Annotated in this window: 33 protein-coding genes; 6 read left to right on the top strand and 27 right to left on the bottom strand. The window is 55.0% G+C overall.

The window, feature by feature from the left end; genetic code table 11:
* Positions 1–159 precede the first annotated feature (159 nt).
* From RTI30_RS05535 to RTI30_RS05445, 19 genes are all read right to left on the bottom strand, one after another.
* Positions 160–501, bottom strand: coding sequence for a hypothetical protein (locus tag RTI30_RS05535; RefSeq protein ID WP_312283421.1), 342 nt, complete (start codon positions 499–501; stop codon positions 160–162).
* Between the two features lie 95 nt (positions 502–596).
* Positions 597–2,735: a DNA polymerase gene (locus RTI30_RS05530; RefSeq protein WP_312283420.1), complete on the bottom strand. Its 2,139-nt coding sequence runs from the start codon at positions 2,733–2,735 to the stop codon at positions 597–599.
* A 43-nt stretch (positions 2,736–2,778) separates the two neighbouring features.
* Positions 2,779–2,982 carry a YadA-like family protein gene (locus tag RTI30_RS05525; protein WP_312283419.1) on the bottom strand — a complete coding sequence of 68 codons (204 nt, stop codon included), beginning with the start codon at positions 2,980–2,982 and terminating at the stop codon, positions 2,779–2,781.
* Positions 2,983–3,036: 54 nt separating this feature from the next.
* Positions 3,037–3,588, bottom strand: coding sequence for a hypothetical protein (locus tag RTI30_RS05520; protein ID WP_312283418.1), 552 nt, complete (start codon positions 3,586–3,588; stop codon positions 3,037–3,039).
* Position 3,589: 1 nt separating this feature from the next.
* Positions 3,590–4,156, bottom strand: a complete 567-nt coding sequence (locus RTI30_RS05515; RefSeq protein WP_312283417.1) for a dATP/dGTP diphosphohydrolase domain-containing protein — start codon at positions 4,154–4,156, stop codon at positions 3,590–3,592.
* Positions 4,153–4,614: a lytic transglycosylase domain-containing protein gene (locus RTI30_RS05510; RefSeq protein WP_312283416.1), complete on the bottom strand. Its 462-nt coding sequence runs from the start codon at positions 4,612–4,614 to the stop codon at positions 4,153–4,155. Before RTI30_RS05510 ends, RTI30_RS05515 begins: the two co-directional genes overlap by 4 nt.
* 2 nt (positions 4,615–4,616) lie before the next feature.
* Complete coding sequence (locus RTI30_RS05505; RefSeq protein WP_312283415.1) at positions 4,617–4,781, bottom strand: hypothetical protein; 165 nt, start codon at positions 4,779–4,781, stop codon at positions 4,617–4,619.
* The gene (locus RTI30_RS05500; protein WP_312283414.1) at positions 4,765–4,953 is read right to left on the bottom strand and encodes a hypothetical protein; all 189 of its coding nucleotides are present in this window, start codon (positions 4,951–4,953) and stop codon (positions 4,765–4,767) included. Before RTI30_RS05500 ends, RTI30_RS05505 begins: the two co-directional genes overlap by 17 nt.
* The gene (locus tag RTI30_RS05495; protein ID WP_312283413.1) at positions 4,934–5,113 is read right to left on the bottom strand and encodes a hypothetical protein; all 180 of its coding nucleotides are present in this window, start codon (positions 5,111–5,113) and stop codon (positions 4,934–4,936) included. Before RTI30_RS05495 ends, RTI30_RS05500 begins: the two co-directional genes overlap by 20 nt.
* A 1-nt stretch (position 5,114) precedes the next feature.
* Entirely contained in the window at positions 5,115–5,516 is a 402-nt protein-coding gene (locus tag RTI30_RS05490) for a hypothetical protein (RefSeq protein WP_312283412.1), read from the bottom strand.
* Between the two features lie 16 nt (positions 5,517–5,532).
* Positions 5,533–5,844 carry a VRR-NUC domain-containing protein gene (locus RTI30_RS05485; RefSeq protein ID WP_312283411.1) on the bottom strand — a complete coding sequence of 104 codons (312 nt, stop codon included), beginning with the start codon at positions 5,842–5,844 and terminating at the stop codon, positions 5,533–5,535.
* Positions 5,828–6,055, bottom strand: coding sequence for a hypothetical protein (locus RTI30_RS05480; protein WP_312283410.1), 228 nt, complete (start codon positions 6,053–6,055; stop codon positions 5,828–5,830). Before RTI30_RS05480 ends, RTI30_RS05485 begins: the two co-directional genes overlap by 17 nt.
* A gap of 210 nt (positions 6,056–6,265) precedes the next feature.
* The gene (locus RTI30_RS05475; RefSeq protein ID WP_312283409.1) at positions 6,266–6,607 is read right to left on the bottom strand and encodes a hypothetical protein; all 342 of its coding nucleotides are present in this window, start codon (positions 6,605–6,607) and stop codon (positions 6,266–6,268) included.
* A complete protein-coding gene (locus RTI30_RS05470; RefSeq protein ID WP_312283408.1) occupies positions 6,604–6,948 on the bottom strand; it encodes a hypothetical protein in 345 nt (114 codons plus the stop codon). The genes RTI30_RS05475 and RTI30_RS05470 overlap by 4 nt, the downstream gene beginning before the upstream one ends.
* A 78-nt stretch (positions 6,949–7,026) precedes the next feature.
* Positions 7,027–7,362, bottom strand: coding sequence for a hypothetical protein (locus RTI30_RS05465; RefSeq protein ID WP_312283407.1), 336 nt, complete (start codon positions 7,360–7,362; stop codon positions 7,027–7,029).
* A 62-nt stretch (positions 7,363–7,424) separates the two neighbouring features.
* Positions 7,425–10,265: a DUF927 domain-containing protein gene (locus RTI30_RS05460; protein ID WP_312283406.1), complete on the bottom strand. Its 2,841-nt coding sequence runs from the start codon at positions 10,263–10,265 to the stop codon at positions 7,425–7,427.
* 103 nt (positions 10,266–10,368) lie between these two features.
* Positions 10,369–11,316: a hypothetical protein gene (locus RTI30_RS05455; protein ID WP_312283405.1), complete on the bottom strand. Its 948-nt coding sequence runs from the start codon at positions 11,314–11,316 to the stop codon at positions 10,369–10,371.
* Between the two features lie 50 nt (positions 11,317–11,366).
* Positions 11,367–11,747, bottom strand: coding sequence for a hypothetical protein (locus RTI30_RS05450; RefSeq protein WP_312283404.1), 381 nt, complete (start codon positions 11,745–11,747; stop codon positions 11,367–11,369).
* Positions 11,748–11,806: 59 nt separating this feature from the next.
* The gene (locus tag RTI30_RS05445) at positions 11,807–12,022 is read right to left on the bottom strand and encodes an RRXRR domain-containing protein (RefSeq protein ID WP_312283403.1); all 216 of its coding nucleotides are present in this window, start codon (positions 12,020–12,022) and stop codon (positions 11,807–11,809) included.
* Positions 12,023–12,353: 331 nt separating this feature from the next.
* Between RTI30_RS05445 and RTI30_RS05440 the strand changes: the two genes are divergently transcribed.
* On the top strand, positions 12,354–12,668 hold the full coding sequence (locus tag RTI30_RS05440; RefSeq protein WP_312283402.1) for a hypothetical protein: 315 nt from the start codon (positions 12,354–12,356) through the stop codon (positions 12,666–12,668).
* Between the two features lie 236 nt (positions 12,669–12,904).
* Here the strand turns inward: RTI30_RS05440 and RTI30_RS05435 are convergent, their stop codons facing one another.
* The 8 genes from RTI30_RS05435 to RTI30_RS05400 form a co-directional block, all read right to left on the bottom strand.
* A complete protein-coding gene (locus tag RTI30_RS05435) occupies positions 12,905–13,273 on the bottom strand; it encodes a hypothetical protein (protein ID WP_312283401.1) in 369 nt (122 codons plus the stop codon).
* Positions 13,274–13,611: 338 nt separating this feature from the next.
* The gene (locus RTI30_RS05430) at positions 13,612–15,204 is read right to left on the bottom strand and encodes a DEAD/DEAH box helicase (protein WP_312283400.1); all 1,593 of its coding nucleotides are present in this window, start codon (positions 15,202–15,204) and stop codon (positions 13,612–13,614) included.
* A gap of 24 nt (positions 15,205–15,228) precedes the next feature.
* Positions 15,229–15,906, bottom strand: coding sequence for a PD-(D/E)XK nuclease family protein (locus RTI30_RS05425; protein ID WP_312283399.1), 678 nt, complete (start codon positions 15,904–15,906; stop codon positions 15,229–15,231).
* A complete protein-coding gene (gene iscB / locus RTI30_RS05420; RefSeq protein ID WP_312283398.1) occupies positions 15,906–17,318 on the bottom strand; it encodes an RNA-guided endonuclease IscB in 1,413 nt (470 codons plus the stop codon). The genes RTI30_RS05425 and iscB overlap by 1 nt, the downstream gene beginning before the upstream one ends.
* 309 nt (positions 17,319–17,627) lie before the next feature.
* Positions 17,628–18,443 carry a hypothetical protein gene (locus RTI30_RS05415; RefSeq protein ID WP_312283397.1) on the bottom strand — a complete coding sequence of 272 codons (816 nt, stop codon included), beginning with the start codon at positions 18,441–18,443 and terminating at the stop codon, positions 17,628–17,630.
* Positions 18,418–18,681, bottom strand: a complete 264-nt coding sequence (locus RTI30_RS05410) for a helix-turn-helix domain-containing protein (protein ID WP_312283396.1) — start codon at positions 18,679–18,681, stop codon at positions 18,418–18,420. Before RTI30_RS05410 ends, RTI30_RS05415 begins: the two co-directional genes overlap by 26 nt.
* Positions 18,682–18,738: 57 nt before the next feature.
* Entirely contained in the window at positions 18,739–19,743 is a 1,005-nt protein-coding gene (locus RTI30_RS05405; protein WP_312283395.1) for a hypothetical protein, read from the bottom strand.
* A gap of 10 nt (positions 19,744–19,753) precedes the next feature.
* Complete coding sequence (locus RTI30_RS05400; RefSeq protein WP_312283394.1) at positions 19,754–21,373, bottom strand: hypothetical protein; 1,620 nt, start codon at positions 21,371–21,373, stop codon at positions 19,754–19,756.
* A 960-nt stretch (positions 21,374–22,333) separates the two neighbouring features.
* On the opposite strand from RTI30_RS05400, the gene RTI30_RS05395 reads away from it, so the two are divergent.
* The 5 genes from RTI30_RS05395 to RTI30_RS05380 all read left to right on the top strand — a co-directional run.
* Positions 22,334–22,654 carry a hypothetical protein gene (locus RTI30_RS05395; RefSeq protein ID WP_312283393.1) on the top strand — a complete coding sequence of 107 codons (321 nt, stop codon included), beginning with the start codon at positions 22,334–22,336 and terminating at the stop codon, positions 22,652–22,654.
* Between the two features lie 732 nt (positions 22,655–23,386).
* Positions 23,387–23,584 (top strand): hypothetical protein, encoded by a 198-nt coding sequence (locus RTI30_RS05390; protein WP_312283392.1) that lies wholly within the window; start codon positions 23,387–23,389, stop codon positions 23,582–23,584.
* Positions 23,571–23,990 carry a hypothetical protein gene (locus tag RTI30_RS05385; protein WP_312283391.1) on the top strand — a complete coding sequence of 140 codons (420 nt, stop codon included), beginning with the start codon at positions 23,571–23,573 and terminating at the stop codon, positions 23,988–23,990. The genes RTI30_RS05390 and RTI30_RS05385 overlap by 14 nt, the downstream gene beginning before the upstream one ends.
* 43 nt (positions 23,991–24,033) lie before the next feature.
* On the top strand, positions 24,034–24,210 hold the full coding sequence (locus RTI30_RS14270) for a MerR family DNA-binding transcriptional regulator (protein ID WP_409449680.1): 177 nt from the start codon (positions 24,034–24,036) through the stop codon (positions 24,208–24,210).
* On the top strand, positions 24,194–24,491 hold a 298-nt coding region (locus RTI30_RS05380), incomplete at its 3' end, for a helix-turn-helix domain-containing protein (protein ID WP_312283390.1). The genes RTI30_RS14270 and RTI30_RS05380, both read left to right, overlap by 17 nt.

Raw genomic sequence — 24,491 nt, 5'->3', positions numbered from 1 at the left:
GTGTCCTCCTGCCAGATTTGCTCCATCGTGGACTCCAGTTCTTCCATAGCGGCCTTCTGCGCCGCATCCTCAGCCGCCCAAACTTTCTGCATGTCCCTCTCCATCACGTCTGCGTAGTCCATCTCACCACCCCCTAGCCAAACTTCCCGATCAATAACCTTAACTATCCACTTCCTCGGCTGCCGCCGCAGTGATGACGCGCTCGTAGATTGGCGCAACGTCAAGCATGAAATAATCCACGATGCCGCCATTACGTTCTTCTGTGGTTGTCCCGGTGACGTATGCTTGGTACATGAGAGCTAGCGCCATGTAAATTTTGTCTATCTCTTCATTGGTTGCGTGGTTGGTAAATGCTTCGTCAATCAACTTGTGGTCGAGCAGGATGTCGCGCTCTGCGTTGTAGATTTCTGATTCGCGGATAGCCGCTTTCGCGTCGGCCTCGTCCTGCATCCGAATAAGCCATGCTTCGTGTGCCTCTACTGCTGCGTCGATTGCTTCCATGTTCGTCTCCCAAAATGCCGCGCCGGGTTGGGCGGCTTCCATGGAGAGTATTATACGGCGGAGTGGGACTCAGTGCAAGTCTTTTTTCCAACCCTCTATTTCTCCGCGTAGGTATCCAGAATCTTCGCCTCTGCCGCGACGGGCAGGTCGGGTGCCCACGCCGGGGCCTTGGACATGATCTCCAACAACGCACTCCGAGCGTCCTCTGCATCTCGCTCTGGGACAACCGACACCAACTCGTCGTGTACTGAGTGGCAGACCGGGATACCTGCCTTGACCGCTTCTATCCAAACGTCCCGAAGCAACGCTCGGGCGGTGGCTTGCGTCGCGTTCTCCGCTAGGCGTGCAGAATAGGTATGCTGAATCACGCCTTTCTGTCGGTACAATATCCGTCCGCGCTCGTCGTCCGAGTAGCGCAAGTGTGGAAAGGGAAGCAGGCTGCCGTCGGGGAGGCGCAGGGTCATGGTAGGTACGCCTTGGTAGGTCTCCTCTATCCACTCGCAGTGTTCTCCACCGTCCAACGCGCCCATGCGCTTCCAAAACAGCACGATATTCCGATTCGCCTCCCGATATATGTCCACCAGTCGCATAGCTGCGCCGTAGTGCCACAGGATCAACGGGTCTTTCTGGAGTGGTAGCATAAGACCCTCCCACCAGGCTTTCGCGTCTTGCAGCTTCTCCGGGTCATCTCCGACCTGTTCCTTACGCCAGTCTTTCTGTCGCTGGAGGCGATCCATTACCCACTCCCGCTCGACACCGAGCCCTTCCGCCGTCTCTCGATCCAGCAACACCGCTGGACCCATAAGGCCAAGACGAAGCAGCCGCTCCAGCACCGCCCAACCAGCGGAGTATCCTAGGCCGAGAATTGTTACTTTACTCACCTGCCGTTTCAGTCCATGCTCATCTTTGATAACTTTGTCCGGGAGCCCCGCGAGGGAGGGCCAGATTTTCTTCGCCTGCTCGATGTACACGTCTTTGTTGGCTCGAAAAGCGTCTAGCAGTTCATCCTCGCCGGCCAACCACGCCAACACCCGCGCTTCGATGGAGGAGAAGTCACAGACGATGATCTTATGCCCCGGTGGAGGGACGATAGCGGAGCGGATCAAGGAGCCGCGCGGAAAATTCTGTTGATTCAACTTGTTCTCACCCGACCACCGACCCGTGTTCTGCGCCCCGTAATAGCGAAGGTATACCGGCATCGGGAATGTATCCTGGCCCTCCAGGTTCAGCCGCAGCATCCGCTCCGAGCGCGTCCGTAGAATCGTGCTGCCAAGTCGCACTTTCATGAGCAACAAATGCTTGATAAGCGTCTCCGGGTCTGAGGCGCGGATATTTTCCTCTACGTCCGTGTCCTCGGTGATGCCGTACCGCTCCAGAAGCTGGAGGAACGCCGTGTCGCTCTTCGCCATGGCCCAGGTTTCTTTGCCCGTGGTCGGGGAGATTTTCTTGGGCACCGCAACCCCATGCGTCTCCAGCAGCTTCGAGAACTTGACTCGTGAACGGATAATGGCCTCCAATTCCTTCGTGCTGATCCGTAGTGCCGCAGCAACCCCGCTCAACAGGGTATCTTCTTTCTGTAGCTCGTCGCGATGGCACCCCTCCAGCACCGTGCGGTCCAAACACAACACCGGCCTCGTATTCCGATCCAGCGCAGGGTCCACGAGTAGCAGCTTCAGCGTGTAGTCCATGACCTGTAGCTCTTTTCGTAGCAGCTCACGCCCCAGTCGCTCGGTGCCCTCGCGCAACAAGCCCCGCAGCAATCCCTCCGTAATTTGCGCGTCATTGACCGCGTACTTCGCCAGTGCCTCATACTCCTCCGGCGCCAGTCCCCGCTTACCCTTGGTGTTCGCCAGCCCCTCGGTCTTTTGCCCAGTCAGCGCATCGAGGTTTAATCGGGTGTAGTTACCGCGCAGAAGCGCCGCAAGCCCCATGCTGTCAATGAAACTGAACCGCTTTTGGTGAAATAGTGCAGATAGTCGGTAATGACGGGCGATAATGGTCAAGTCAAACAGACTGTTGTGAGATACTAATATAGATCGCTCTGGGAGAGAGGCGAAAAACGCCGGTACGTCGTCCGGCCCAAGGAACTCCGCAGGCACACCACCACATACGGCCATGCCGTGAACCAAAAACCGCTCGTCGTCCACGTAGTCCGTGTAACTCATCGTTTTAACGCTGTACTTAGCAGAATAGAACGTCTCGAAGTCAAAAACGACGGTTGTTGTTTTGCGCAATTCCCACCTCCAAAAAAGCCCGGCGTCGCCGGGCCAGACCCCATCAATTCCCGAAAGTGTACCCAACACCCGCTGCTACCGCAGTGTGACCGTACTGCCCAAACCCACCGGACACGCCCACGTTCGCATTCCAGCGGCGAGTAATCTGGTACGTTGCTTTTGCGCCAATCGCCTGCTGACCGTCATAGGTTCCCATCTCCGCACCGACATACAACTGTCCCGGAGCGAGGACGGGGGAACTGGGCATGGCGAGAGCCGCCGCGATACCTGAAGCGGCGAACTGTTCCGCGTTCTCCTGCGCCTAATTCGCTGCGCCTTGAGCATAGTTCTCGGCATTGGCTTGGGCATGTGTTGCATAGCCTTGCGCGTTGGCGTTGGCTTGTTGCAGGGTTGCTTGGTCTCCAGAATTGGAGTAGTTCTCCGCTGCTTGATACGTCGCTTGGTTGACCTCGTTCGTGTAGCTATTGGCGGCATCGAGCGTTTGGGTAGACTTGACGTTGGTGTACTGCTCGGAGGCAGAGAGGGTAGCCTCATCCCCCGCGCTTATCTGTTTGTCCACCTTCGTGTAGTTCACCACTCCGTTCTTGCCGGGGATACCTTGTGGTCCCTGTGGTCCCTGCGGTCCCTGTGGTCCCTGCGGTCCCTGCGGTCCCTGTGGTCCCTGCGGTCCCTGTGGTCCCTGCGCTCCACGTACCGGCTCCTTATGAAAATGACAGTGCTTCGGAATGAAATGAGACGGTATCACCGGCTCAGGAATAACTATAGGATCACCCCATCCCGTTCCCGCCACCGCCACCGCACTGCCCATACCCAACGACACTACTGCTATCAACACCGCAACATGCTTCAACATGTCACTTCTCCTTCTTCCAACGATCATCCACGCCATCTTCGCTCAAATAGCTCCCTAACAGCATCAACGCATTACAGGTCATGTGCGCGAGGTGCGTATACCCCGACTCCGGGTCTTTGTCCTCTCCCATCTGGTGCGCCATGAGGTGTCGCAGCAACGCAGAAACCAACCGGCTATGCGCCATTCCTTTGCGCCAGTTCCAATCCCCATACTTCTCCGCCCCGTAAGCGAACACTTCCCCCACCGCCATCAACGCCTCCGGGGGGATTAAATCCAGACGCGGCTTATCGGCATCGTGTTTGATGGCGGTTTTTGGTGAAGAAGCGGGGAAAGTGGCGTCGGTAATGGAAACTTGGGAGTAGTGAATTGCTTCGTTCAGAAATACATCCAACCGTTCTTTATAAGGGCCCAAATGTGATAATATCAGAATCTTAAACTTTACGTATCCACATTCCCACGGGTGGTCCTTATCATCGTCTGAATTATACCCGAACTCCGTAACGAATACTCTCATTCCACGAAACCAGAAAATCTCCCCCGGCGTCGCCAACTGTTCTTTCGTAATCATACATCCCCCTCTCTCCGAATCACCGCTTTCGCGTATTGTACCGCGCCTATCGGCGCCCCTTGGGTCTGCACCACGGTCGGCCCGGCGTTGTACGCTTCCAGAGCCAACCAGAGGCTCCCGTCGAACCGATGTAGCAAATACTTCAAGTACCGCACCCCGCCTCGGATATTCTGCACCGGGTTCCATGGATCGACGTGCAACCACCGCGCCGTCACCGGCTCCAACTGCATCGGCCCTATAGCCCCAGCGTTGCTCACCCTAGTGTCGCATCCCCGAAAATTGCCGCCGTTCTCCACGTACAGCACCGCTACCGCGAGCCTCGGGCTTACTCGCTCCTGCTCCGCCACGCGCTCAGTCAGGGATACTACGGATGGTGCCCGGTGAGTTACAGGGATGATAGGGTTGTGCCGAAAGTGCAGCGTTGGGAACAGCAAGTGAAAAAGTAAGGTCGCAAACAAGGTTAATTCTCCTTTCCCCACCGTTCCCGAATATACTGCTGCAACTCTCGCCGCGCCTTCGCTTCTTCCTCATACAACTTAACCCATCGGTCGCACTCGGCCTTGAGGTATTTCACTTCGTCCTCCAGATGTTCGATGATCTTTTCTGAATCAGCCCCGCTGCTCATGTTTCCTCCGGTACAACCCACGTTCGTTGTCCCACTTGATTTTACCTTCCGCCAACAGCCCATTAAGCGCGTCCATGCCCTTGAGCCCGACGTAAGTTTTGATCTCGTAGATAGTCTTGCCACCAGCATCAATGTACTTCAGCAACTTCTCTCTAACCCCAGTCTTTTCCACGCACCACCTCCAATACCTTGTCGTCCTCGGTCAGTTCTTCATACGCCGCTACACCGATCTTCTCACCCCCCAAATCCACCAGAGCATAGGACTTCCCATCATGCCGCATACACCACTCGGCCTCTTCCAAGGCAGGAAGGATTTCGTCAAATAGCTGCATATCAACTATCAAACCAATACACCACGCGAAAATCATCTGGGTTCTGGTCTGTAATCTCCCAATAAGACCCCAAATAATGCTCGCACAAGCAGTAAATACTCCATTTGGAACGGTCTACATCGTCGTACTTAGTGCGTTCACAAACATCCAAAAATTCGCGCAAAGTATTGTAGGAAGGACTATGTGCGTCGTCTCCCCACGCGGCAAACCTATATTCCGTTCCTTTACTTACGTCGCTAGGCAAACCCTTGGCCGGTGGTCCGTCTCCGCGAACCCCTGCGAGCGCCGCAAAACGACGGTAATTACGTTCGCAAGCTACGTCACTCTGCCAAGTTGGGGTATGAATCATCACCCATTCCTCGTCAATTTTCTTCTCTACCGTAATATGAGTGTCACATCCCATAACTCACCTCTTCGCTTCACCCTATCGCCGTGTCCAACTCTATGCCACCTTCAAACCATTCCTTCACCATCTCCACCGAGTCCACCAGTAGATACACCCCGCCAGTTTTCTCAATTTCTTGCTGGGCTTTCTTCTGTATAGGCGTCTGCGTCTTGAGCTTGCCCGGCGCTTTGACCTCTATACCTATGAACTGCCCCCGCCAACACACGATCCTATCTGGCACCCCCGCCGTACCGTACCCTGAGCCTATGGGAGTGAAGGAGTAGTTGTCCCCTCGGGCCTTTAGATACTCACGGATTTTGACTTTTACTTTACCTTCCGGCGTCATGTGCCTCCCCCTCCATCGTCCGTATCGGCTTCACATCCACCACCTCGCCGCCTAGCTTCTCTACGGCCTTGAGGAACCCCGGCATTTCTTCTTCCGTAACATGGACGTACTTGACGTTCTTCTCAGCTTCTTCCTTTCGTTTTTGTTCCTCAATTGCATCCCAAGGGATGATTGCCATGATGAGGAAAAACAGCACCAATAGGATAATCATGACCTAATCTCCTGTAACCGTTCCTTGATCCTTGCTGGCACTCTAGGCAGTGCGAAAAACGCGACGTATCCGTCAAAATCCCCGTTAAACTCCCCGATCACCGCAACTCCCTCTCGGGTCAGCAAAAGGCACCGGCCATGTGGCCGACACGTCGGCGTAAGTTCCAGCCACACAGGTTGCAGCGCGGTTTCTATGGGGCGGTCGTTCATTTTACACCTCCGGCGGCGTCAGGGGGCCGATGAATTGGCCGTGCAACATCGCTATGCCGCAGTATGTATCGCTTCGGGAATTATAGAATCCATCCCCCTCGCACAAGATGCGTATAAGATGCCAGTCTTTTTCATCCTCGAAACGATGCCAATAAAACCCCAGCTCCGTCGCCTCGTTCGCGCTCAGCACCTTGGGCGGCGCTTTCAGGCGCTCAATCTCAGCGCGGAGGCGCTCGATCTCGGCTTCCAGAGCGGCGCAGTCCTCATACCGCACAAAATCCCCATCCTCACACTCACCCAACGCCACATCCGTGGCGCGAAAATCGTAGCGTTGCAGTTTCATTCCACCCACTCCCATTTCATATCCCCATTTGCATCCAGCCAAACGCGCATCTTCCGATCCGGCAGCCTAGCGGCAACTTGTACTTCAACGATTTTGTCCTCACCCGGCCCTAGATGTTCGTCGGCTATCCTGTCTGCGATTTCCCAAGGATCTTCCGAAAGGTAATCCTCCTCGCGCCCAACTTCCCAATACATCAAATCCTTGGTAAGCAATTTATTTAGACGCTCAATCTCGGATTCTAGCTCGGCAACATCTTCTGATTTACACCATCCGCCTGATTCGTTGGGACGGTATCCCTTCAAGAAAAAACCATCGCACACCTCGTAACGTTGCAGTTTCATACCCCGTCCTCCGCAATTTCGGCGTGGTCCCAAACAACAAATCCAAATTGATTATACGCCGACCAAGATGTGCGCCCATCACGCCAACACATGGGCCGTCCGTCCACATGTACCCCGGCAAAAATATCCCTTATGTTTTTTGGACGAGCCTTCGTCCCGAAACCACGCCTTCGCATCTATCGGCCAATCATGGTACGGCCTGACTTCTTCGATCACTAGCACGCCGCTGTATATACAGTATAGTGTTTCTGGGTTTACGTTAAAAACCGAGTATTCAGTTCCTCCGACTATTACCGGCCTGTTGCTACTATCAATAAAAAATCCTGTTATCTCTACCGGCTGCCGCCCATCCACCATGCGCCACTTTTTCTTTCGCATCTCATTAAACTTCTGTTGCAGTTCGTCGATGTTCACCCCACACCTCCTACCCTAACCAAACTGTCAGCCATTATACCACTCCGCCGTACACGACGCAACTAGAAGTCGCCAACGCCGTTCACTTCAAGCTCCAGTTCCTCTACGGGCACCACTTGGAGTTCATCAGGGCTCTCTGGCTTCGGCACGACGCGCAGCGTGTCCATATCCAGAATGCGGATATACTCCGACGAAGCCATGAAGGGCCGCTGTCGAATAACATAAGTGTGTTTTCCAGACTGGTGCGGCGCGAAGCCGATGTACACCGTCTCGCAGGAGTCGATAGGCATACCCGCACGAATCGCGGATGCTTTGGGTATCAGGGTAAAGCCAACCCCGATAATCGCCTCGGGCATGCCGGCCCCTCCAGTTCCTCCCTGCGGTTCGTACTTCACCTCGTCCGGCTTGTTTGGTGAAATACGCGCAACGCCGCGCTTTACCTGTAACATGTAGTCTGACAGCCCGGCAGCCAGCATCTTCTGCTCGGCCTCACTATACTTCGTTTTCACCCCATCCACAGACTGGACATCGTTCGTACCAACCGCCGTCATACGCATCTTCGCCAGCACCGCGCTGGTGTTCACAGGGATACCCAAAACACCGCACGCCAGCGCATACCCATATACCGCCGCAGCATATACATCGACGTGAAACCGGGACGCTACGGAAACCTTGTTGCGTATGAACCGCTCAACGGACTCCAGCGCCTTTTTCCCCTTCTCTATGTCCTGCATGTGCTGCGCGATCATCGCTGCGCCAAGCACCCCAAAATTGGCCCGCACGAGCTTATTGATCTCCCGTAGGTCGGCGTCTGAAGCGTACCGGCACACGCGGAACTCCAGCATCCGATTGATGACGCCATCGCTGTTACTCCCCAAGCGCCCTATCTTCGCGCCAAACGCGGTGTTGGAAGAAGTCAGCATGGCCGTGCGCCATTCGCCCCCTTTGATCTTTGTACGCCCACCCTCTCCAAGTCGCTCGCGCTCTTTGCCGCCCGACACAGTGTATAGGAAGGACTCCAGCTCTTTCCCCTCGACGACGGAGAACTCGTCCACGCAAACCGGGACCGATTTATACTCACCAAGCCTTCGCAGTAGCGCGTTCGTAGTGTCCGACTTGGTACGCATCATCTGTTCTGGATTACCCCAGACCGCTTGTACGGCAGAAAGACAGGTGCTCTTGCCAATACCGGAGTCCGGTGCGTACAGGTTGACCACGAGGCCGGGGGTCGAGGAGTAATGGAGAAACGGCGCACCAAGCCCGATGAGAAACGGCAGCATAAACCCACGCGGCGCGGACAGATAGTGCTCGACTACGTGCTTCCATGCGTGCAGTTCCCCTTTCGGGATCGTCGGGTTGTCATCGCTAATACGCTTGGCGGCTGCCGTCTCTCCACCCGGCATGTACCGCGTCTCGCCCAGATAAAACGACCCGTCGTGCCAGCCGAAGGAACGATACCCGAAAGTAGGCTGAACATGGGCAGCAGCCAGGTTCGCGCTCACCCGAAGATAGTCTACCAATACCTCATCCTCCCGAGCCGAGCGGCGAAGATAACCATAAGCCGCCAGTTTCTTCACCAAGTTCGTTTTGTCGGGAAGCATGGACCCGTCCACCATAACACGCCGCACCCCCCCTTTAACGTGCCGGTAACTGATCTCGTAGGTCACACGCTCCACGCCGGGGCGCTCAGGCTCTAACAGTACGTCCGTGATACCAACCGTGCGCTCGGACACAACTACGGGTACGCCGTCGTCCGTAGTCACCATGATCGCGCCGTTGTCCGTTATATAATAAGGTTTTGCTAGTTCGTAGCCGAGGAAGTTTTTGCCTGCGTCCTCTGACTTCGTCCCCAGACCAAACGTGATGGGGGACACGAGCTTTTTAGACTGTCGATAGGGGCATTTCCTACAGTGCGCGGCGTATTCATCCGCTTGAGACATGGACTCGCACGTGGTCGCCCCGGTCGTGCGCTCTTTCCACTGCTCCATCTTTGCCAAGGTATCTTCGGGGTCGAAATCCGGGTGGCCGCCAGACCACTCCACCGCTTTCTGCTCGCTATCTTTACAGTACGCCAGTATCCCAAGTGCCTTGTACCAGGCGGGTTCACTAACGTCGCCGCGTTTCTCGTAGTAGAACTGAAGCGACGCGCACTTGGATCGTATCGCATCGGCGTCCGGCACCTCCCCGGTCGTGGCTAAATCGGTAATCTGGCTACTCAAGTCGCGCAGCTTCTGTAGCCCGACCGAGGGTTTCGGTTTGCTGAACCCCTTCAGCGCCGTGGTGACGGCCTTCTCGAACGCCGGGAAAGAAACTATGGTGTAGTCCGAGTCCTCAATAACGACCGGCAGGCGCTCCCGCTCGTCTTTTTTATTTATGGTCCCCGGCAGCCGCAGCAGCGAGGACATATCTCGAGTGCGTGACTTATCCGCCTTGAACCCTTCCTGTGCACACAAGTCGTACAAAGCATTGGCAGCTCGATTCCACTCGGATGCAAAAATCGGTTGCTGAAGCAAAAAATAGGCATGTATGCCAGCGCCGGAGCGCACGATCAAAGGGTCGGGGAGCGCCACTTTAGCGACAAACGCGGTCAGCGCGTCGTGCGCTTCCTCATAATTCTCGTACCCCTTGTCAGGTTCGCCCGGCTTCACATCGATGTCCAGCCAGAACGCACGGGCCGAGATAGCGAGTTCGGAACTACGTTCTACACTGGTCCCCAAGCGCGGAACCGACAGATCAGGGGTACGAAACCGCGCCGGGGAGAACCAGATGTTCAGTCGATTCTGATACGATAGCGCAGAAGATATGTCTGCGGACACATAATAACGAACGGACGGAGCGACGAGGCAATAAGAGTCTGGAGTTGGATCACTCCAAAGAAGTGACAAAAATTCTTGTAGGTTCATGCCTGCTGCCGCCGCCAGAATAGGGGTAAGCGACTACGATACCGCCGCTTCCAAGGAGAAAAAAGCGCGGGCGCCGTAAGCGCCCGAAAAACCTAGAACCGGCTCAGAAATCCATGAGCGCGTTCAGGTCCAGCTCGTCGTCCCCGGCAGGTGCGGGTTCCGGTTCGGACGCCTTTTCCTCCGCAGCGAAGCCTTGGCTGGCCTGACTAGCTTGGCGCGTCCGGCGACCCGCTGGAGCCGGGGTAGCAGTCGGTTCCGGGGCAGCCTGCTCTTCTTCAGCGTCCGGGACCGCTACCCGCGTAACCCCTTCCCCTTCCGTGTCCATGTCCCCGTCCATAAACTCCACGACCTCTGGCTCGTCCACGCGCTGCAAAACGACTTCCAGTTGCTCGTCCGTCAAGGGCGTGACCTCCCGGAAATTCAGCACCGGCACCGAAGAAGCCTCATCAAAAGACAGCTCCGTCACCACCGCCTGAATCGGCAGCCCATGCTCACGGTCCACGCGCTTCACATACTGATTGAACTCCCGCATCTTGGTAGCCGAGATGTTCAGCATGTAGATCGGACCATCGACATGTCCTGCGCTGACCACCAAAACACGCCGAGCACTGTTGCACGCGAAGGACTTGTTCCCCGCCTCGTTGATCTTCGAGCCGTAGACAGAGTGCTTACACTTCCCGCAGGTTTCAGCCTGGGGCTCACGCGAAAAACGGCTCGGGTGAATTCCGTTCGGGGACCAACACACCGGCGCCTCCTTCTCTGCCGCCTTCGGATCAAACTTCCCCTTGTAATACGTCCGGTACACGCCGGGAGACGAGCCGAGGATGACCACATTCAACACCTCAGCCTTAGCCCCATTGGACGTGCGAATCACTTTGGCCTCTCCATCGGCCAAGATGGAAAATTGCCGCTTGTCCGTGCTAATTCGTGCGAACTGGGGACCAGCCGTAGGCTGCTCAATAACTTCCTTCTGAATCTTCCGCAGCTTGTCCAGCTTTGTGCCGAATTTAGCTGCCAACGCACCACCTTTGAATTCAACTACATTGCTCATGGATTTTCTCCTGTCAAAAAACTACAAACCCCACCCTACACCACCTATGCTCAACGGGACTGTACACCAACCACCGTCTCGCGGAACACATTGACACCCGGCACATCGCCGCCGTTCTCGATGATCTCTGCAATTGCCTTCTGCGGCACCTGACGATACAGCAAGTCCCACGCCTCGTGCTCACGCACGTAGTCCAGATAGGATGGCCAGTCCCCCATCGTATAAGACGTTTTGAGCTTTCGGAAGATCGTGACCTTTCCGCGAGACGTGGTGACTCCCATCTTATCCAACCCGTTCTTGTCCAGCGCGGACAAAAGCCATGCGTCCAGCTTCGCCTCCGCCGCCTTGACCTGCTTCAGCTTTTCGTTCAGCTCGGCCTTCTTGTCACGCAACTGGAAAATTGCGTCTACTACTTCTTCTACCGTAGGCATCTTTTTACCCTCCAAATTTCCACCTGATGAGGCCATTCTATACGGCCCTGTGGGACTTGTCAACACCACGGAGCCGCCAGCGTCGCTTGCCGGAATCCAATGCCGATGCGAACGGGCTGCAAAACGGAATTCTCCTGCAACCGATCCACCAGACGGATCGTGAACGGCACGAGTCGATGCACCCGCGCCCGACCGCGCTCCAGCAGCAACCGTGCCCGTTTCTCCGAGCACGGCATGAGCGGTTTCTTCCTCTTGTCCAAAACAAATACCGCCATTTCCACCTCTCCTTTACCATCAACCCTTACGGGCTACTTGTGACGCGGAGACTTCCGTCTCCGTCTCCCCTCGGGAATGTCTGTAACCGGCTCTCACCTTGCGGTGACGATCAGAACCTTCGGGCCTTTACCTTTGCCCAGCATGATCCCGACCTTCCAGTGTCCGGAACTGAGGAAGCATCCCGGAGTGGGTCTGTACGACCCGTTACAAACGTCTGCACGTTATCCGTGCTCCCTGGTCAACCCAGCCTGCGTACCGCAAGCTCCGTCCTTTAGGGCGGGGTAATTGACTCTCCTACAATCCGCAAAAATTCCAGCGCTTGAGACTCCCATGCGGCGGCCCATGCGGCGTCCCATGCGGCAAACCCTGCGGCAGCCCCTGCGGCAGCCCGTGCGGCGGCCCATGCGGCGTCGCATGCGGCGGCCCATGCGGCAGCCCTTGCGGCGTCGCATGCGGCGGCCCATGCGGCAGCCCGTGCGGCGGCCCATGCGGCGTCGCATGCGGCATCCCTTGCGGCAGCCCTTGCGGCAGCCCCTACGGCATCCCTTGCGGCAGCCCATGCGGCAGCCAATTCCTCGTCTGTTGCCAACCCAGACGCAAATTTTTCTGCGACGTCAACTGCTGCGATGCTTCTTGAATCTGTAATTAAATGCTGTACCTGACGCGCGCACCAGACCGCAAATAAGCGCCATTCTTTGGCATATTGAGGCTCTGCCCGACAACACCATAGTGCGTCTTCTATACCGTTAATTCGGACAATATCTGCATATGGTAAAGGCTCGTCATCCGCTTTAGTTTTTCCGAGACCTTTAAGCAACTTTTCCCACCCCTCGGCGCATGGTTGTTGATTTCTGATTCGGTTTAGGGTTGTGGCAATCATTTCAATCTCCGGCCTGTACTTCGTGAGTGATAGCCGCCAGCGCTGAGCTGTCTTGATAAGGCTGCCCAGGTTTCCCCGGCCCGCATGGGCGGTCGTATGGGCTGACGTACTCGATGTGGTAATAGGTGGGCAGCTTGGTGCCCGGAAGGATGGGGGTGCATACGCCCCCTTTGATTACCGCGATTGCTTCCTTGGACGGGTAAACGATTTTCACCGTCGGGTAATCTGCAATGGCTACCGCATGCCGGATCGCGGCAAGTGCGGCCTTGTACCCCGATTGGTAGCAGTAGCCGTAGCCTTCCCGGCCGCCTACGAAAAACGTTGCTACCAGCGCAGCACCCACCATTCCGACAAGCAGTAATCGTTTCATCCTGATTTGCGCGGGAAACACCGGCCTTTAGGCCGGTGAGGGATAGCGCCTACTCCCGCTCCTCCTGTTTGCAAAGCTATCGTTGAGGATGTTACTATATCCTATATGAAACGTACTGCGTCAATTTACGCATGCCCAAATCCTTTCAGGTGGCCGAGAGCTAGAAAGTGCAGCGGGAGCACCGGGATAATTCCCCTTTCGGGTATTGTATTCACCCACTCTCGGTCAAAGGACATAAAAAACTCCGCAAGTCTGACGGGGCGGATTTCCGCCCGCTGGTGTTTCTAGCACCGATGGATACATAATAGCACATGCTCTCCCGCGTGTCAACCCAGGGGCTAATGCGACGTACCTATAAGAGACTTGAGTATGGTTCCTTGGACCTTCTGTCGCCGCTTTAGCTTGTCATAAATATACTCTTCGATCTCGCTGGATGCCAGGTGTATAATTGAGCATGGAAGCTGCTGCCCTGCACGGTAAATTCGTCCGCACGCCTGCGTATATACGTCGTTGGAATAAACTGGGGAATAGAATACGATGCAACTTGACCTAGTAAGAGTCAACCCGTGGCTCATCGTTCTCGGATTCGCAAGCAACATTTTAATCTTGCCCGCCTGAAAATCCTTGACGATCATGGCCCTTTCATTTACATCGATGTCCCCGTAAAACAGTCGGCTATTGGGAAAGTGTTTGTGTAAATACTTGACCACGGAAGTAAAGGGCGCGAACACAATCAGTGGTCCATCGACCTCCTCGGCTATAGCTTTCAGTTCTGCCAGCTTGTGGGTAGGCTCGATCTCAATTTCAACTTTATCCCCGCCTACTTCCTCCGCGTCCGCGTACAACACGCCACAAGCGATCTGGAGGAGTTTCTGCGCTTTCACCGCCTCGTTAACCGCCGTCGCAGTCAGTCCATTTTGTGCCTCCAGAACCGCCGTATGCTCCAGTTCTTTGTAGGCGTCCATCTGCGCTTTGGTCATCGCCACGGTACGGGTTTCGTAGGTCAACGGCGGCAGGTCGAGACAATCTTCCTTGGAGAAACGGATGCTCGGGGACAGGATTGCTTTCACGTGCTGGTCCGCCCCCTTACGCGGCACCCAATCGTACTCGGACACACGCATCTCTACTTTGTCGCGGAACGCCATTCGTCGAACACCGTTATGCGTCCCCATCACAGCCGCGATACCCCAAGCGTCGAGTGGCGAATTTGGAGTAGGTGTCCCCGTAAGTATCCAAGCGTAAGGCATCTCCGCCAAAATTCCCCGCAGCCCGCGCCATTTATCCGTGTCTGGATTACGGAACATGGAGCCCTCATCGATAATCACCAGGTCCGGCTGCAACTGCCGATCATTGAGGAACCACACCCGATTCTGCGCTCGTGTCAGCTCGTGGTTGGCGATGATGCAATGCAAACCTCTCCAGTGGGCCAAGTTTTTCTTCACGCTGGCGTGGCTGACCCCCTGCATCACGTCGTACCGCCAGTGCGGGAAATGCGTGAAAATCTCGGACGCCCACACCGACCGCACCGTGCTGGTAGGGGACAAGATCAGGACGCGCTTTATCATCTTCTCTTTCATCATCCAGTCGGCGGGCCATAATGCACCCAGTGTTTTACCCGTCCCGATGTCAGACAGATTGTAGGCTCGCCGCCTACCAGCCAGGAACACCGCAACGCGCCGCTGGTGCATCATGGGAGTGTACGGCCCAGACCATTCGTAGCGCGCCAGTAGAGGGTGAGGCGCATCAAAGCCCGGCAGCATACGCCCTAGCATGTACCACGCTTCCGCCGAGTAGGGATACACGCCGTACCGGACACCCTCCACCAATAAAACTTTCTCGCGCATGTGAGATGGCTGCGTAGGCCACCGCTGCTCGCTTACCGCGATCTTGTCCTTGGTCGTATTCACAAAATAAGGCTTACTCTCCACCATTCTCTCCTTGTATATGATTATTTATTAGCCTCTTGGCGCGACGTAGTGCGTGCAGCTGTCCACCGGGCACCAACCACGACACAATCCGCTCGGCTTCGGAGGAAATACGTCCACTTCCAGGCGCTCTTCCACTTGGCGAATACTCCCCAGCCACTCGCATTTCAAAATCTCTATATCGTCACGCACGTAATCCTTCACCGTAGGAGTGTCGTCCCCCGTCTTTAGCCATGCGTAGATCGTACGGATTTTCCCGACGGCTGGAAAATGGCAGAACACCGCGAGCGCGAACAACGAAAGCTGCCGCAAATCCTCTTTTTTCTTACCGAATTTCCAATCCACCACCACGGCTTTCGTTTGATCCTCCGACAGCGCCAGATAGTCAATCACGCCGCGCAACATAGGATCGCCAAAAAACTCCGCCGGCTCCCAATCAGCAGACAACCCCCACTTCCACTCCACTCGCTCTGAGCACCCCAAAAGTGTCGTCCTAGCCGCCGTAATATAAGGTACTCCGTGCCGCGCTGCGGGCTCGGTGATCTCGCTGCCTTCCTTGATATATTCCTCAAGCTGCTTGTGACACTTGGTCCCCCACAGATTCGCCTCCGTCGTCTTGCTCCGCACATCTTTCAGAATGTACAAATGGTGGAACTGCTTGGGGCAGGTGTCGAACGTGTTGATGGCGGAAAAGGACAAAGGATTCATCAGTTTGCGCGGGAAACCCCGGCATTCATGCCGGGGAGGGATAGCGCGGCAGGCGTAGCCTGCCCCAGTCCCGCATCTCCTCTGTCGAGTGCTATCTTGGTCCACAAATATCCATAACCGTCCGCCCGCTGAATCAGCGCGCAAAAGTGGTGATGGATACCCTGCACCAGACCGTTTCCGGTCTGGAGATTGAAGCTGCCACTGGCACGGATAGCGACGCGGCCCAGATAGGTGCCCGTTTTCTTTCCGGTCGTGACGATGGCTTTCACCAGGTCACCCGTCTGGAAACCAAAGACGCTTTTGCTTCGGGTCAAGTACCCGCGCGGAAAACCGTGTTTCGTCAGCCGCGTGCGCTGATAGCTGCCGCGTCCGGTGGCTTTAATGCCGAGAACTGGTTGCTGCCAGTTTTGGATGGCGTCAACACACCCCACGCAAGCCGCATCGAGACAATGGGCTTTGGGAATGGACATCTGGTGTCGGTTCCACTTCGTTCTGCCGCCACTGGCGACTTCCACGTCCAGACCCGTTGCTTTAAGGCGTTGGAACAGTGCCCAGCGAGTGCTGTTCACCGCCGCCGCATCTTTTAACAGCGCTTTGGCCTGGGCCAGTATCTTGCGGACTCGCTCCGGAGCCTTCGCCAGAAACTGTTCCAATGGCATATTGCCTTTGGCCTGATTGCAGTCGCGACAGGCGATGGTGAGGTTGCTCACACGGTTGCTGCCGCCTTTGGATCGGGGATGAATGTGATCGATTTCCAGAGGTGTGTTTTTCGCTCCGCAATAGGCGCAAGTCCGGTTCCACTTCTCCAGCAAATACTCGCGGACCTCATACCCGGCCAGGGTGCCTTGCTGGTATTCCGCGCCGCTGATTTCCGGGTTTTGCAGGGCTTGCGTGTCAAACCGCACCAACTCTTGCGAAAGTGCAGTAACCGGCGCCCAACGCATCAACCTATCCACCCAAGCCAGTACCGTATCGACCCGATGTTGCAGACTGGGTGGTAGCCAGCCTTTGGGTTTGGTACGGTTGTCGAACCGTGCAGGCCGATACCGTACATTCCCCCGGCGACGGCGGCGAAATGCCCGGCGCTGGGTGAGGGCATCGCGGATCGCGTGCCCCCGGTGCTTCAGTTCCAGCAGCATCAGCACCGTGAAAGTGCGGAGAATTTCGCCCGTGGTTGCGTCAACGGTTTCTTTCTCCCGCACCAGAGCCATGCCCGTGGTCTTGCTGCCAGGATCGATCTTGAGCCGTACGGGCTGCAAGGATGAATCTTCCTGCAAGCGATCTACCAGCCGAATAGTGAAAGGCACCATCCGATGTACCCGCGCCCGGCCACGCTCCAGCAGCAGGCGTGCGCGCTTTTCCGAGCACGGCATGAGCGGTTTCTTTCGCTTGTCCAACACCAATACTGCCATTTACTGCCTCCTATAAGCCCTTACGGGCCTGGTAACGCGGACTTCCGCCCGTCTCCCCTCGGGGTTGTTGGTAACCGGCTCCTGCTTTTCGGCAGCGGTGGAAACCTTCGGCGCTTTGCCTTTCACCAGCATGATTCCCGCCTTCCAGTGTCCGGGACTGAGGAAGCACCCCGGAGTGGGTCTTGACGACCTGTTGCCAACGTCTGCCGGATCACTCCGGCCCCCTGGTCAACCTAGCCCCGGTTCCCCGAAGCTCCGCCCTTTAGGGCGGGGTAGTTGACGCTATGGGGCTCCAAGTGAAAAATAAAACTAGGCTTTCGCTAAGAACAAACGTAAATCTTCCTGGTTGGCCCACGGCAACGCGCCGGGCGCGTCAAGAAAACGCTTTCGCATCACCGACGCCATCTCCAACACTTTCGCAGCCTCCTCGTTACCTTCGTTGGCTTTGTCCGTCACGGTCCATTGAGGGCAAGGATAATCTCTCCGGTACTCCGCAGGGCATGGTACGTAGGGCCGATACAACGGTACGCGTAAGGGAAAATGGGGAAGCCGGCGCAAATACTTCGTTGGAACCTCGCCACGCTTATCTACGTCCATGCCACTGTAATACGCGGGCATCACTCGCCACGGCACACTCGCCCAAAACGTCTGAAACGCCCCGAACACTTGGCGCACATACCACTCTGCGCCCCGCAAAGCAAAGAACCCGTAGTAAATCGCCTCCGACTCGTCACTAAACACCTCTTTTATATCCTCGTCGGACAGCCATACGGGTACAACGTCGGAGGCGATAATATAGGCTTTCTCGTCATCCTCGAACTCCGTAGCCACGCTCTCGTCCATGGACACCCACGCCACCCAACCGGAGCGGCGGAACCGGAAATTAAAACGACCGTTGGTAATCTCCCGTTCATACACCCACTTGGCCCGTTTCTGGACTTCCTTTTTGATTCGCAGGTCCGTCTGGCGTTCATACAAGCCGTCTTTTTTGTGCCAAAAACCGTAATCCTCCCCGAAAGGTAGCTGATAAATCAGTTCCTTGGTCAGCACCAAGGACAAACCTTCTGTCTGGGTGAATGCGAAACGGTCCGCCAGGAGGTTATACTTCGGCGTGATCTGATTCACAGGCTTCTCGCTCTTCCCGCTCTGCTCCTTCTACCTGCTCCTCATCCAATTCTTCATTCTCCGCGTCCCGCACCGCCAACTTCAACAAAAATAGATCCATCGCGGCATCCCGCATGGGTTTTCTACCTTGCTCCCAGTCCTGCCAGGCACGCTTAGAGTACCCAATAAGCTCTGCGGCCTGCGCCTGCGTGAGCCCCGCCTTTAACCGAACTGCCTTGATCTGCTCTGGAATATACACACTGACACCCTCCTGTACCTGTAACTCCGCGTATTATACCACTGCGGCGTATTTTGTTCAAGGTGCAGGAGCCACTGAGCCAGTCTCCACCCACATCGCCAGATAGTCCCCGTCCACCATGCCGACATTGATCCTTCTTGGCCGATCGGGGTTGAGCCGGTCGAACACCAGGCTGGACATTCGTGGGTATTTCAGTGGTGTCTGCCGAATAGAGGGGAGCTGTCGCCAGTCGCTGTGCCACGGATGGTTTGGCTCGTCGCTCCCCGAGGGTGTCCAGTGCCACAGGTCGTCGTAGATGTTGAGTAGTCGCACATGGCGCATGTCCTGCTCCCGCAGCCACAAAAAGAACTCGGGTGAACGGGCGCGGAACGAATAGAGAAACTGGGTACGCGGAGGCGCCGTCGGGCGTTTGTACCCTTTGGTCTGTAATGGGGAAGGTGGACCGAACACCGGCAGGCCCCGCAGCAGCGCGGACCAGTAGGACAGAATAGCCTCCCGCTCCAGCATCTCCACGTCCGGCCACAACGTCTTCGGGTCCGTCGGCAAGTCCTTATAGGCCAATACGCCATCCTCGTCCATCACCTTTTCCGCTCGCAGGGGCGGCAGGAACATGGGCGTGTCCACGCCTGGCGAGACACTTACCCCAGTCAGCAAACGCAACGGGATCATTAGGGGGGTGTGCTGGTTGATGCGCGACTTCTGAAGCAGGGCCAGAGGGATCGCTTTCTGGTGATACATCACCCGCGCCACGCCGTGGGCGGAATACGCCCCGTAATCCACCGCATGTATCTCCTGATGGGCGAAAATGGGAGGAACCTGCCGTTCGTGCAGCCGGTGTAGTGGCGTGTCGGGCCATACCCGGTCCATGGCGTTTTGCACAGTGAACAAGGGCTTATGCCGCACGTACGCGGCACCCGCAGCGTAAATGGTCGCGTTCTTCTCCCGCGACATCTTGTGTATGAGCGCAGCGTCCTCCGGGCCGACCGTGATACATACGTCCCCAGTGGAGTTTAGGCAGAAATAGTGCCCATCGAGGGATCGTAGGGAAATTGCGTCTTGCATTTTTGCCTCCTTATTTTGTCGCAAAGCTCCGCGCCAGCGCATCCAAGTCCAAATCACCGTTCTCGTCAAGTGGCTCAACCCACTCGCTTTTCCCGTTGTCCTGTGGCTTCGTCACGTCGAACGATATTTCTTCCTCCGTGTCCCATGTGCGGTCCAATCCGCCATAGGTCAAATGTTGCGTGGCGCACCCGTCATGGCCGCAGGCATGACAGAGAAAGCCCGGTCGGAACCACTTACGAGGGGTGTAGGAAACGCACCCGCAGGCCGCACAGTAGTATCTAACCGTCGAATTATCCTCCTCCATGCCGTCCGGCCCTTGGTAGTTTGGCAAAGACAGCAAATCGCTCAGGCGGGTGCGGTAATGCGCCGCCAGTTCCTCCTGCCGGTCAGGATAGTAGAAGCGGTGCGTGGAGCGGGTAATTTTGCCCCCTCTGTTCCGTCTGGTTGGCGTGAGGCCGAACCCCTTGTCGTCGTAAATGAACCGCAGGCTGATCGGCATTTCGTTCGCCATGTCCTCCTCAAGTTTCTTCATGAGCTGCACGCGCCCGATGTTCACGGTCAAGTCGTTGCCGTACCACACCAGCCGCTCCTCCATGGGCACTTCTTCGTCGGGGAAGAAACTCATCACATCGTCGTTGTCCAGATACGGGTCAAAGTAGCCATTGTCCTCGATCTCCCAGTTATATACCCACAAATACCCAAACGGTGAGGAAGGTGTCACCGCGACTTCATACCACTCCGGGGGGTTCAGTGCCCCCATTGGCAGGTTGGGATCGCTCTCGTCGTACTTCTGGCATACGATGGACTTCTCGGGCATCGGCGGCTGTAAAAGAACCCAAGAAGAGGCCGAAATTTCCTTGGCCGGGTCTTCATATATTTTACCCACGGGGACCCCGTAGTAGGGATGATTGGATTTCACTCTGCCGTAGGCGTAGTACAGCCTCGAGCCAGTGCTTTTAGGTTCGGGTTCGGGGGTTGGGTCTTGCGTGGCCGGGGCAGGTGTTGCGGGTTGGGTAGAAACGACGGCAGGTTGGGTTGGAGTTGGCTCTGGGGTTGGCTCGGGTTGAATGGGAGTGGGTTGGGTAGGAGCGAGGGCTTGTGAGGTCGGTTCGGCTGGTTGGTCCGCAATATAAGAAGGCGTAGGCCAGGCTGGTTCTGGCGCAGGGGTGAAAGCGGGTTGCGCTTGTGTAGGAGTGGCTTGGGTTTGGGTTTGGGTTTGGGCGACTGCCACCGACATTTTCTCGCGCAACTCCTTCTCCAGCACGGCCATCGTATGCTCAATGCAGCAACCGCAGTCAGAAAAGGGCTTAGGGTAAAACCTATCGGGAACCACATACTCATTACCACAACCGCAACGAATCTTTAGCAGTTTGCGAAGATTGCCTCGCTGGGCGAGCAAAGAACTCAGAAGGCCGTAGGTCGTCCCCGCCTGCTTCTTCAAAGAAGGTGGGTACTGTCGATGTGGGTACTTGTCCTCAGTTGGGTCGCCTGGTACTGGCGTCGTGCCCCACACGTCGTCGTAAATGCCACGGAGGACGAAGGGAAACGGGTACTCAGGATGGAGTTTTCTGAGTTCGTCCGAGAGACTAACTTCCTGCAAGATGGTTGTATGTTTGCTGGTACGTGCCATTGATCCGATCTCCTATACAGTGTGGGGCATACTCTACGGCAAGTTTGTACGTAAGTCAAGTAATAATTTTCACCACTAATGTAAGTTTTTTAGGTTTGCACGAACCACGGACCGTAGACAAAGAAATTTAATACATATTAGTTTGGTGCCGAGCACACAGCTTGCTACCCGCGGCGCAGCATTTTTCACGCCGCGCACGAAGTTTTTGCGTAGTTCGCACATTAGCCGCAACGGGTAGTTCCTAAGTTCTTATACAATACACGTAAATGTTGTGCGTTCTGCGCGTAGTCTTAGATGGTACGGCACATAAACGCTTTCGTACTAGCCGCACTGACACACTTTTGCAGCTAACCCATTGATTTTTAACGGAATCCATGCGCGACCAGGTGAAACGTACACGCTTAATCCACACACAACCAGTTGATTCTATTGAATATAAAGCTGGTATGCGAGGATAGACACGCAAGACCCGATCTTACGCACTTTGGATATAGCATTCGGCGCATGGGACGCACATATTTTCACTAGGCGCGAATAATTTCATGCTTTGTGGGCAAGTTTTTACCATTGTGTGGAGCGAGTTTTAACGCATTTCACGTAATTTTATGCTGGGCAGGTGTACTTTTTCGACCGCCAAGTATTGTTTTACGCAATCTACATATCGTTTGGTCGAGGTCTGCTAAACACACTGATTCTATTGATAAAACCCAGGTAAACCAGGTACGCATGTCTTGTTATACGTCCTGTAGTTCTTTGATTTTTCTAGAAAAACGGGTCAAAACCACTGGGTCGAGAAGTGCAGTTTTTATTGAACAGTTTGATTTCATTGAGAAAATAATCAGAGGTTGGTGTCCTAAGATGCTGTAAGCCACGGATTCCTACGGGAAAATTGGATGCAGGAGTGCAAAACAAGCCCCGTACTGTAGGTTTTCGCTGTAGCTCGTTGATTTTATTGGATAAATGGCAAAAATGGGGGCTCGTCGGGGAAAAATGCTTAAACCCATTGATTTTAAAGTAAAGAACACCGCGCCGTATAGGGCACTTAAACACTTTGATTTTCCTAGAGAAATTGGCTGGAAGTGGCTGGAAGTGGCCGAAAAGCGGGGGTTTTCGTTAAACCTGTTGATTTTATTAAGAAAAGCGGGAAAAACGGGGTTCTCGAAGTTTTCCATTAAACCCGTTGATTTTCTTAGGAAAACCAGTGGATTTGGGGGTGCAAGACCCCCTCTTGTTTTTCTTTGGCAAAAAGGAGAGAGAAGGAAAATATATGTGAGCGTGTAGGTAGGTTGGGGTTTGCCACGCCTTAGGGGGCTAGTCCACCTTTGAAAAAACAAGAGGGGGTAAAGTCTGTGGGTAACCAGGTGTTTATTCAATAAAATCAATAGGTTTAACCAGGAAGTTAAGAATAGCTAAAAAACTAGGTTTTCTTAATAAAATCAAACTGTTCAAGTTAGTAAGAATAATTCTTAACAAGTAAGTAAGTCCTTGGTTTTCTTAGAGGTTTAGGTTTTCCTAGCGGGCCACGACTTTCTAATATACGCGCAAGTTTTTGAATCGGCTGGTTTTTCCGACGCCCGCGCTTCCAACCGACTGGTTGGTATGATACGAAAAAGCCTTTAGAATCCTTGTGTTCGAGGCTTTATAAGGATTTGTACGGCGGGGTGGTGATCCTTTGCAAATCAATGGGTTCGGCTTAACATACCAACCAGTCGGTATGTAAAATAAAAAGTCCTTTTTAGATCAATAAGTTATGAAAAACACTAGGGAAATCAAGGGTTTATGAGCATACCAACCAGTAGGTATGTCAGGCTACTTTTGCGTCAGTGGTTCCCCCCCTTTCTTGCCTCTAGGCCCTTGGTTTTCCTACGGTTTTTATTGTACCGACTGGTTGGTATGTTTGGCTGCTTTCGCGGCCTCGGGCTTTTTAGTAGCTAAGTTGTTGATTTTCTTGAGATTTGACTTGTTTGTTGAATGTGGCTAGTGTTGGAGCACTGGTTTTAGCGAGGATTTTCAATGGAGCAGGTAGATAAGCCGGTGGTTGGGGCGACGAAAATTACGATGGGAATGATGCACGACGCGCATGTGCTGGCGGTGGAAACCGATGATTTTGTTGTGGTTTGTCCGTTGACTTCGGAGGTCATGACTGCTTTGGCTGCCGACTTGACTGAGCGTAGCACATCCGACGGATGCAAGGATCATGCCAAGCAATAAGTTCTTGACGGATAAGGAAAATCCGCTGGTTCTTTCCGAGCGGGCCCACGAAGCCGCCATACGTTCGCAACGCCTTGCGCTACAGCATCGCCTCATGCATGGCGAAGTGCTTGAATCCATTGCGCAAACCATCGAGGATGGCCTTCACTCCGAGGACATCTCCGTCCGTCTCTCCACCGTGGATCGCTGGCACAAGCTCACCGAGTCGGCTGGGAAAGGCAAGCCAGATCAGGACTTTATCGACATCACGCCCGTACGGGACGAGGCTCTGGAAGCGCGGGCCGATGCGCAGGCCCTTCGCGCTCATTATCAACGACTTACGGACGAAGAGTTTGCTGAGCAGTTCCCTTCCCGATACGAAGAGTGGCAATCTCTGCTGGCCAAGGCTGAGGGCTTGAGCAGTTGAATAAATATTTGCTCTTTCTCGCGCAAGGATATACAATCCAAACATGGACAAAAAACTTGTAAGCATCCGCGAAGCCGCCGAGTTCTTAGGCGTATCAGCTCAAACGCTGAGACGATGGGAGCGTGAAGGCAAGCTAATCCCCGATGGGCGCACTATTGGCGGTAATCGTCGGTATGATTTGGATAGATTGCGGAAGATTTTCAATGATTCTTGCTCATAAGATCGCCCTCAAGCCAAACAACAAGCAGGCTACTTATTTTGCCAAAGCCGCAGGAACGGCGCGGTTTGCCTATAACTGGGCTTTGGCAGAGTGGAAAAAGCAATACGAGGCGTGGAAGGCTGACAATAGCCTGCCAAAGCCTTCGCAGGCGGCGCTGCGGAAACAACTAAACAAAATCAAGCGCGAGCAGTTCCCGTGGATGCTGGAAGTTACCAAGAACGCGCCACAAATGGCGATTATGCAACTGGGCGATGCTTTCAAGAACTTCTGGGCGGGAAGGG

The sequence above is a fragment of the Candidatus Igneacidithiobacillus taiwanensis genome (genome assembly GCF_031962545.1).
GTDB classification, from domain to species: Bacteria; Pseudomonadota; Gammaproteobacteria; order Acidithiobacillales; family Acidithiobacillaceae; genus Igneacidithiobacillus; species Igneacidithiobacillus taiwanensis.
Note: the sequence above shows the minus strand (reverse complement) of the source record. Positions and strands in the feature narration are given on the sequence as shown.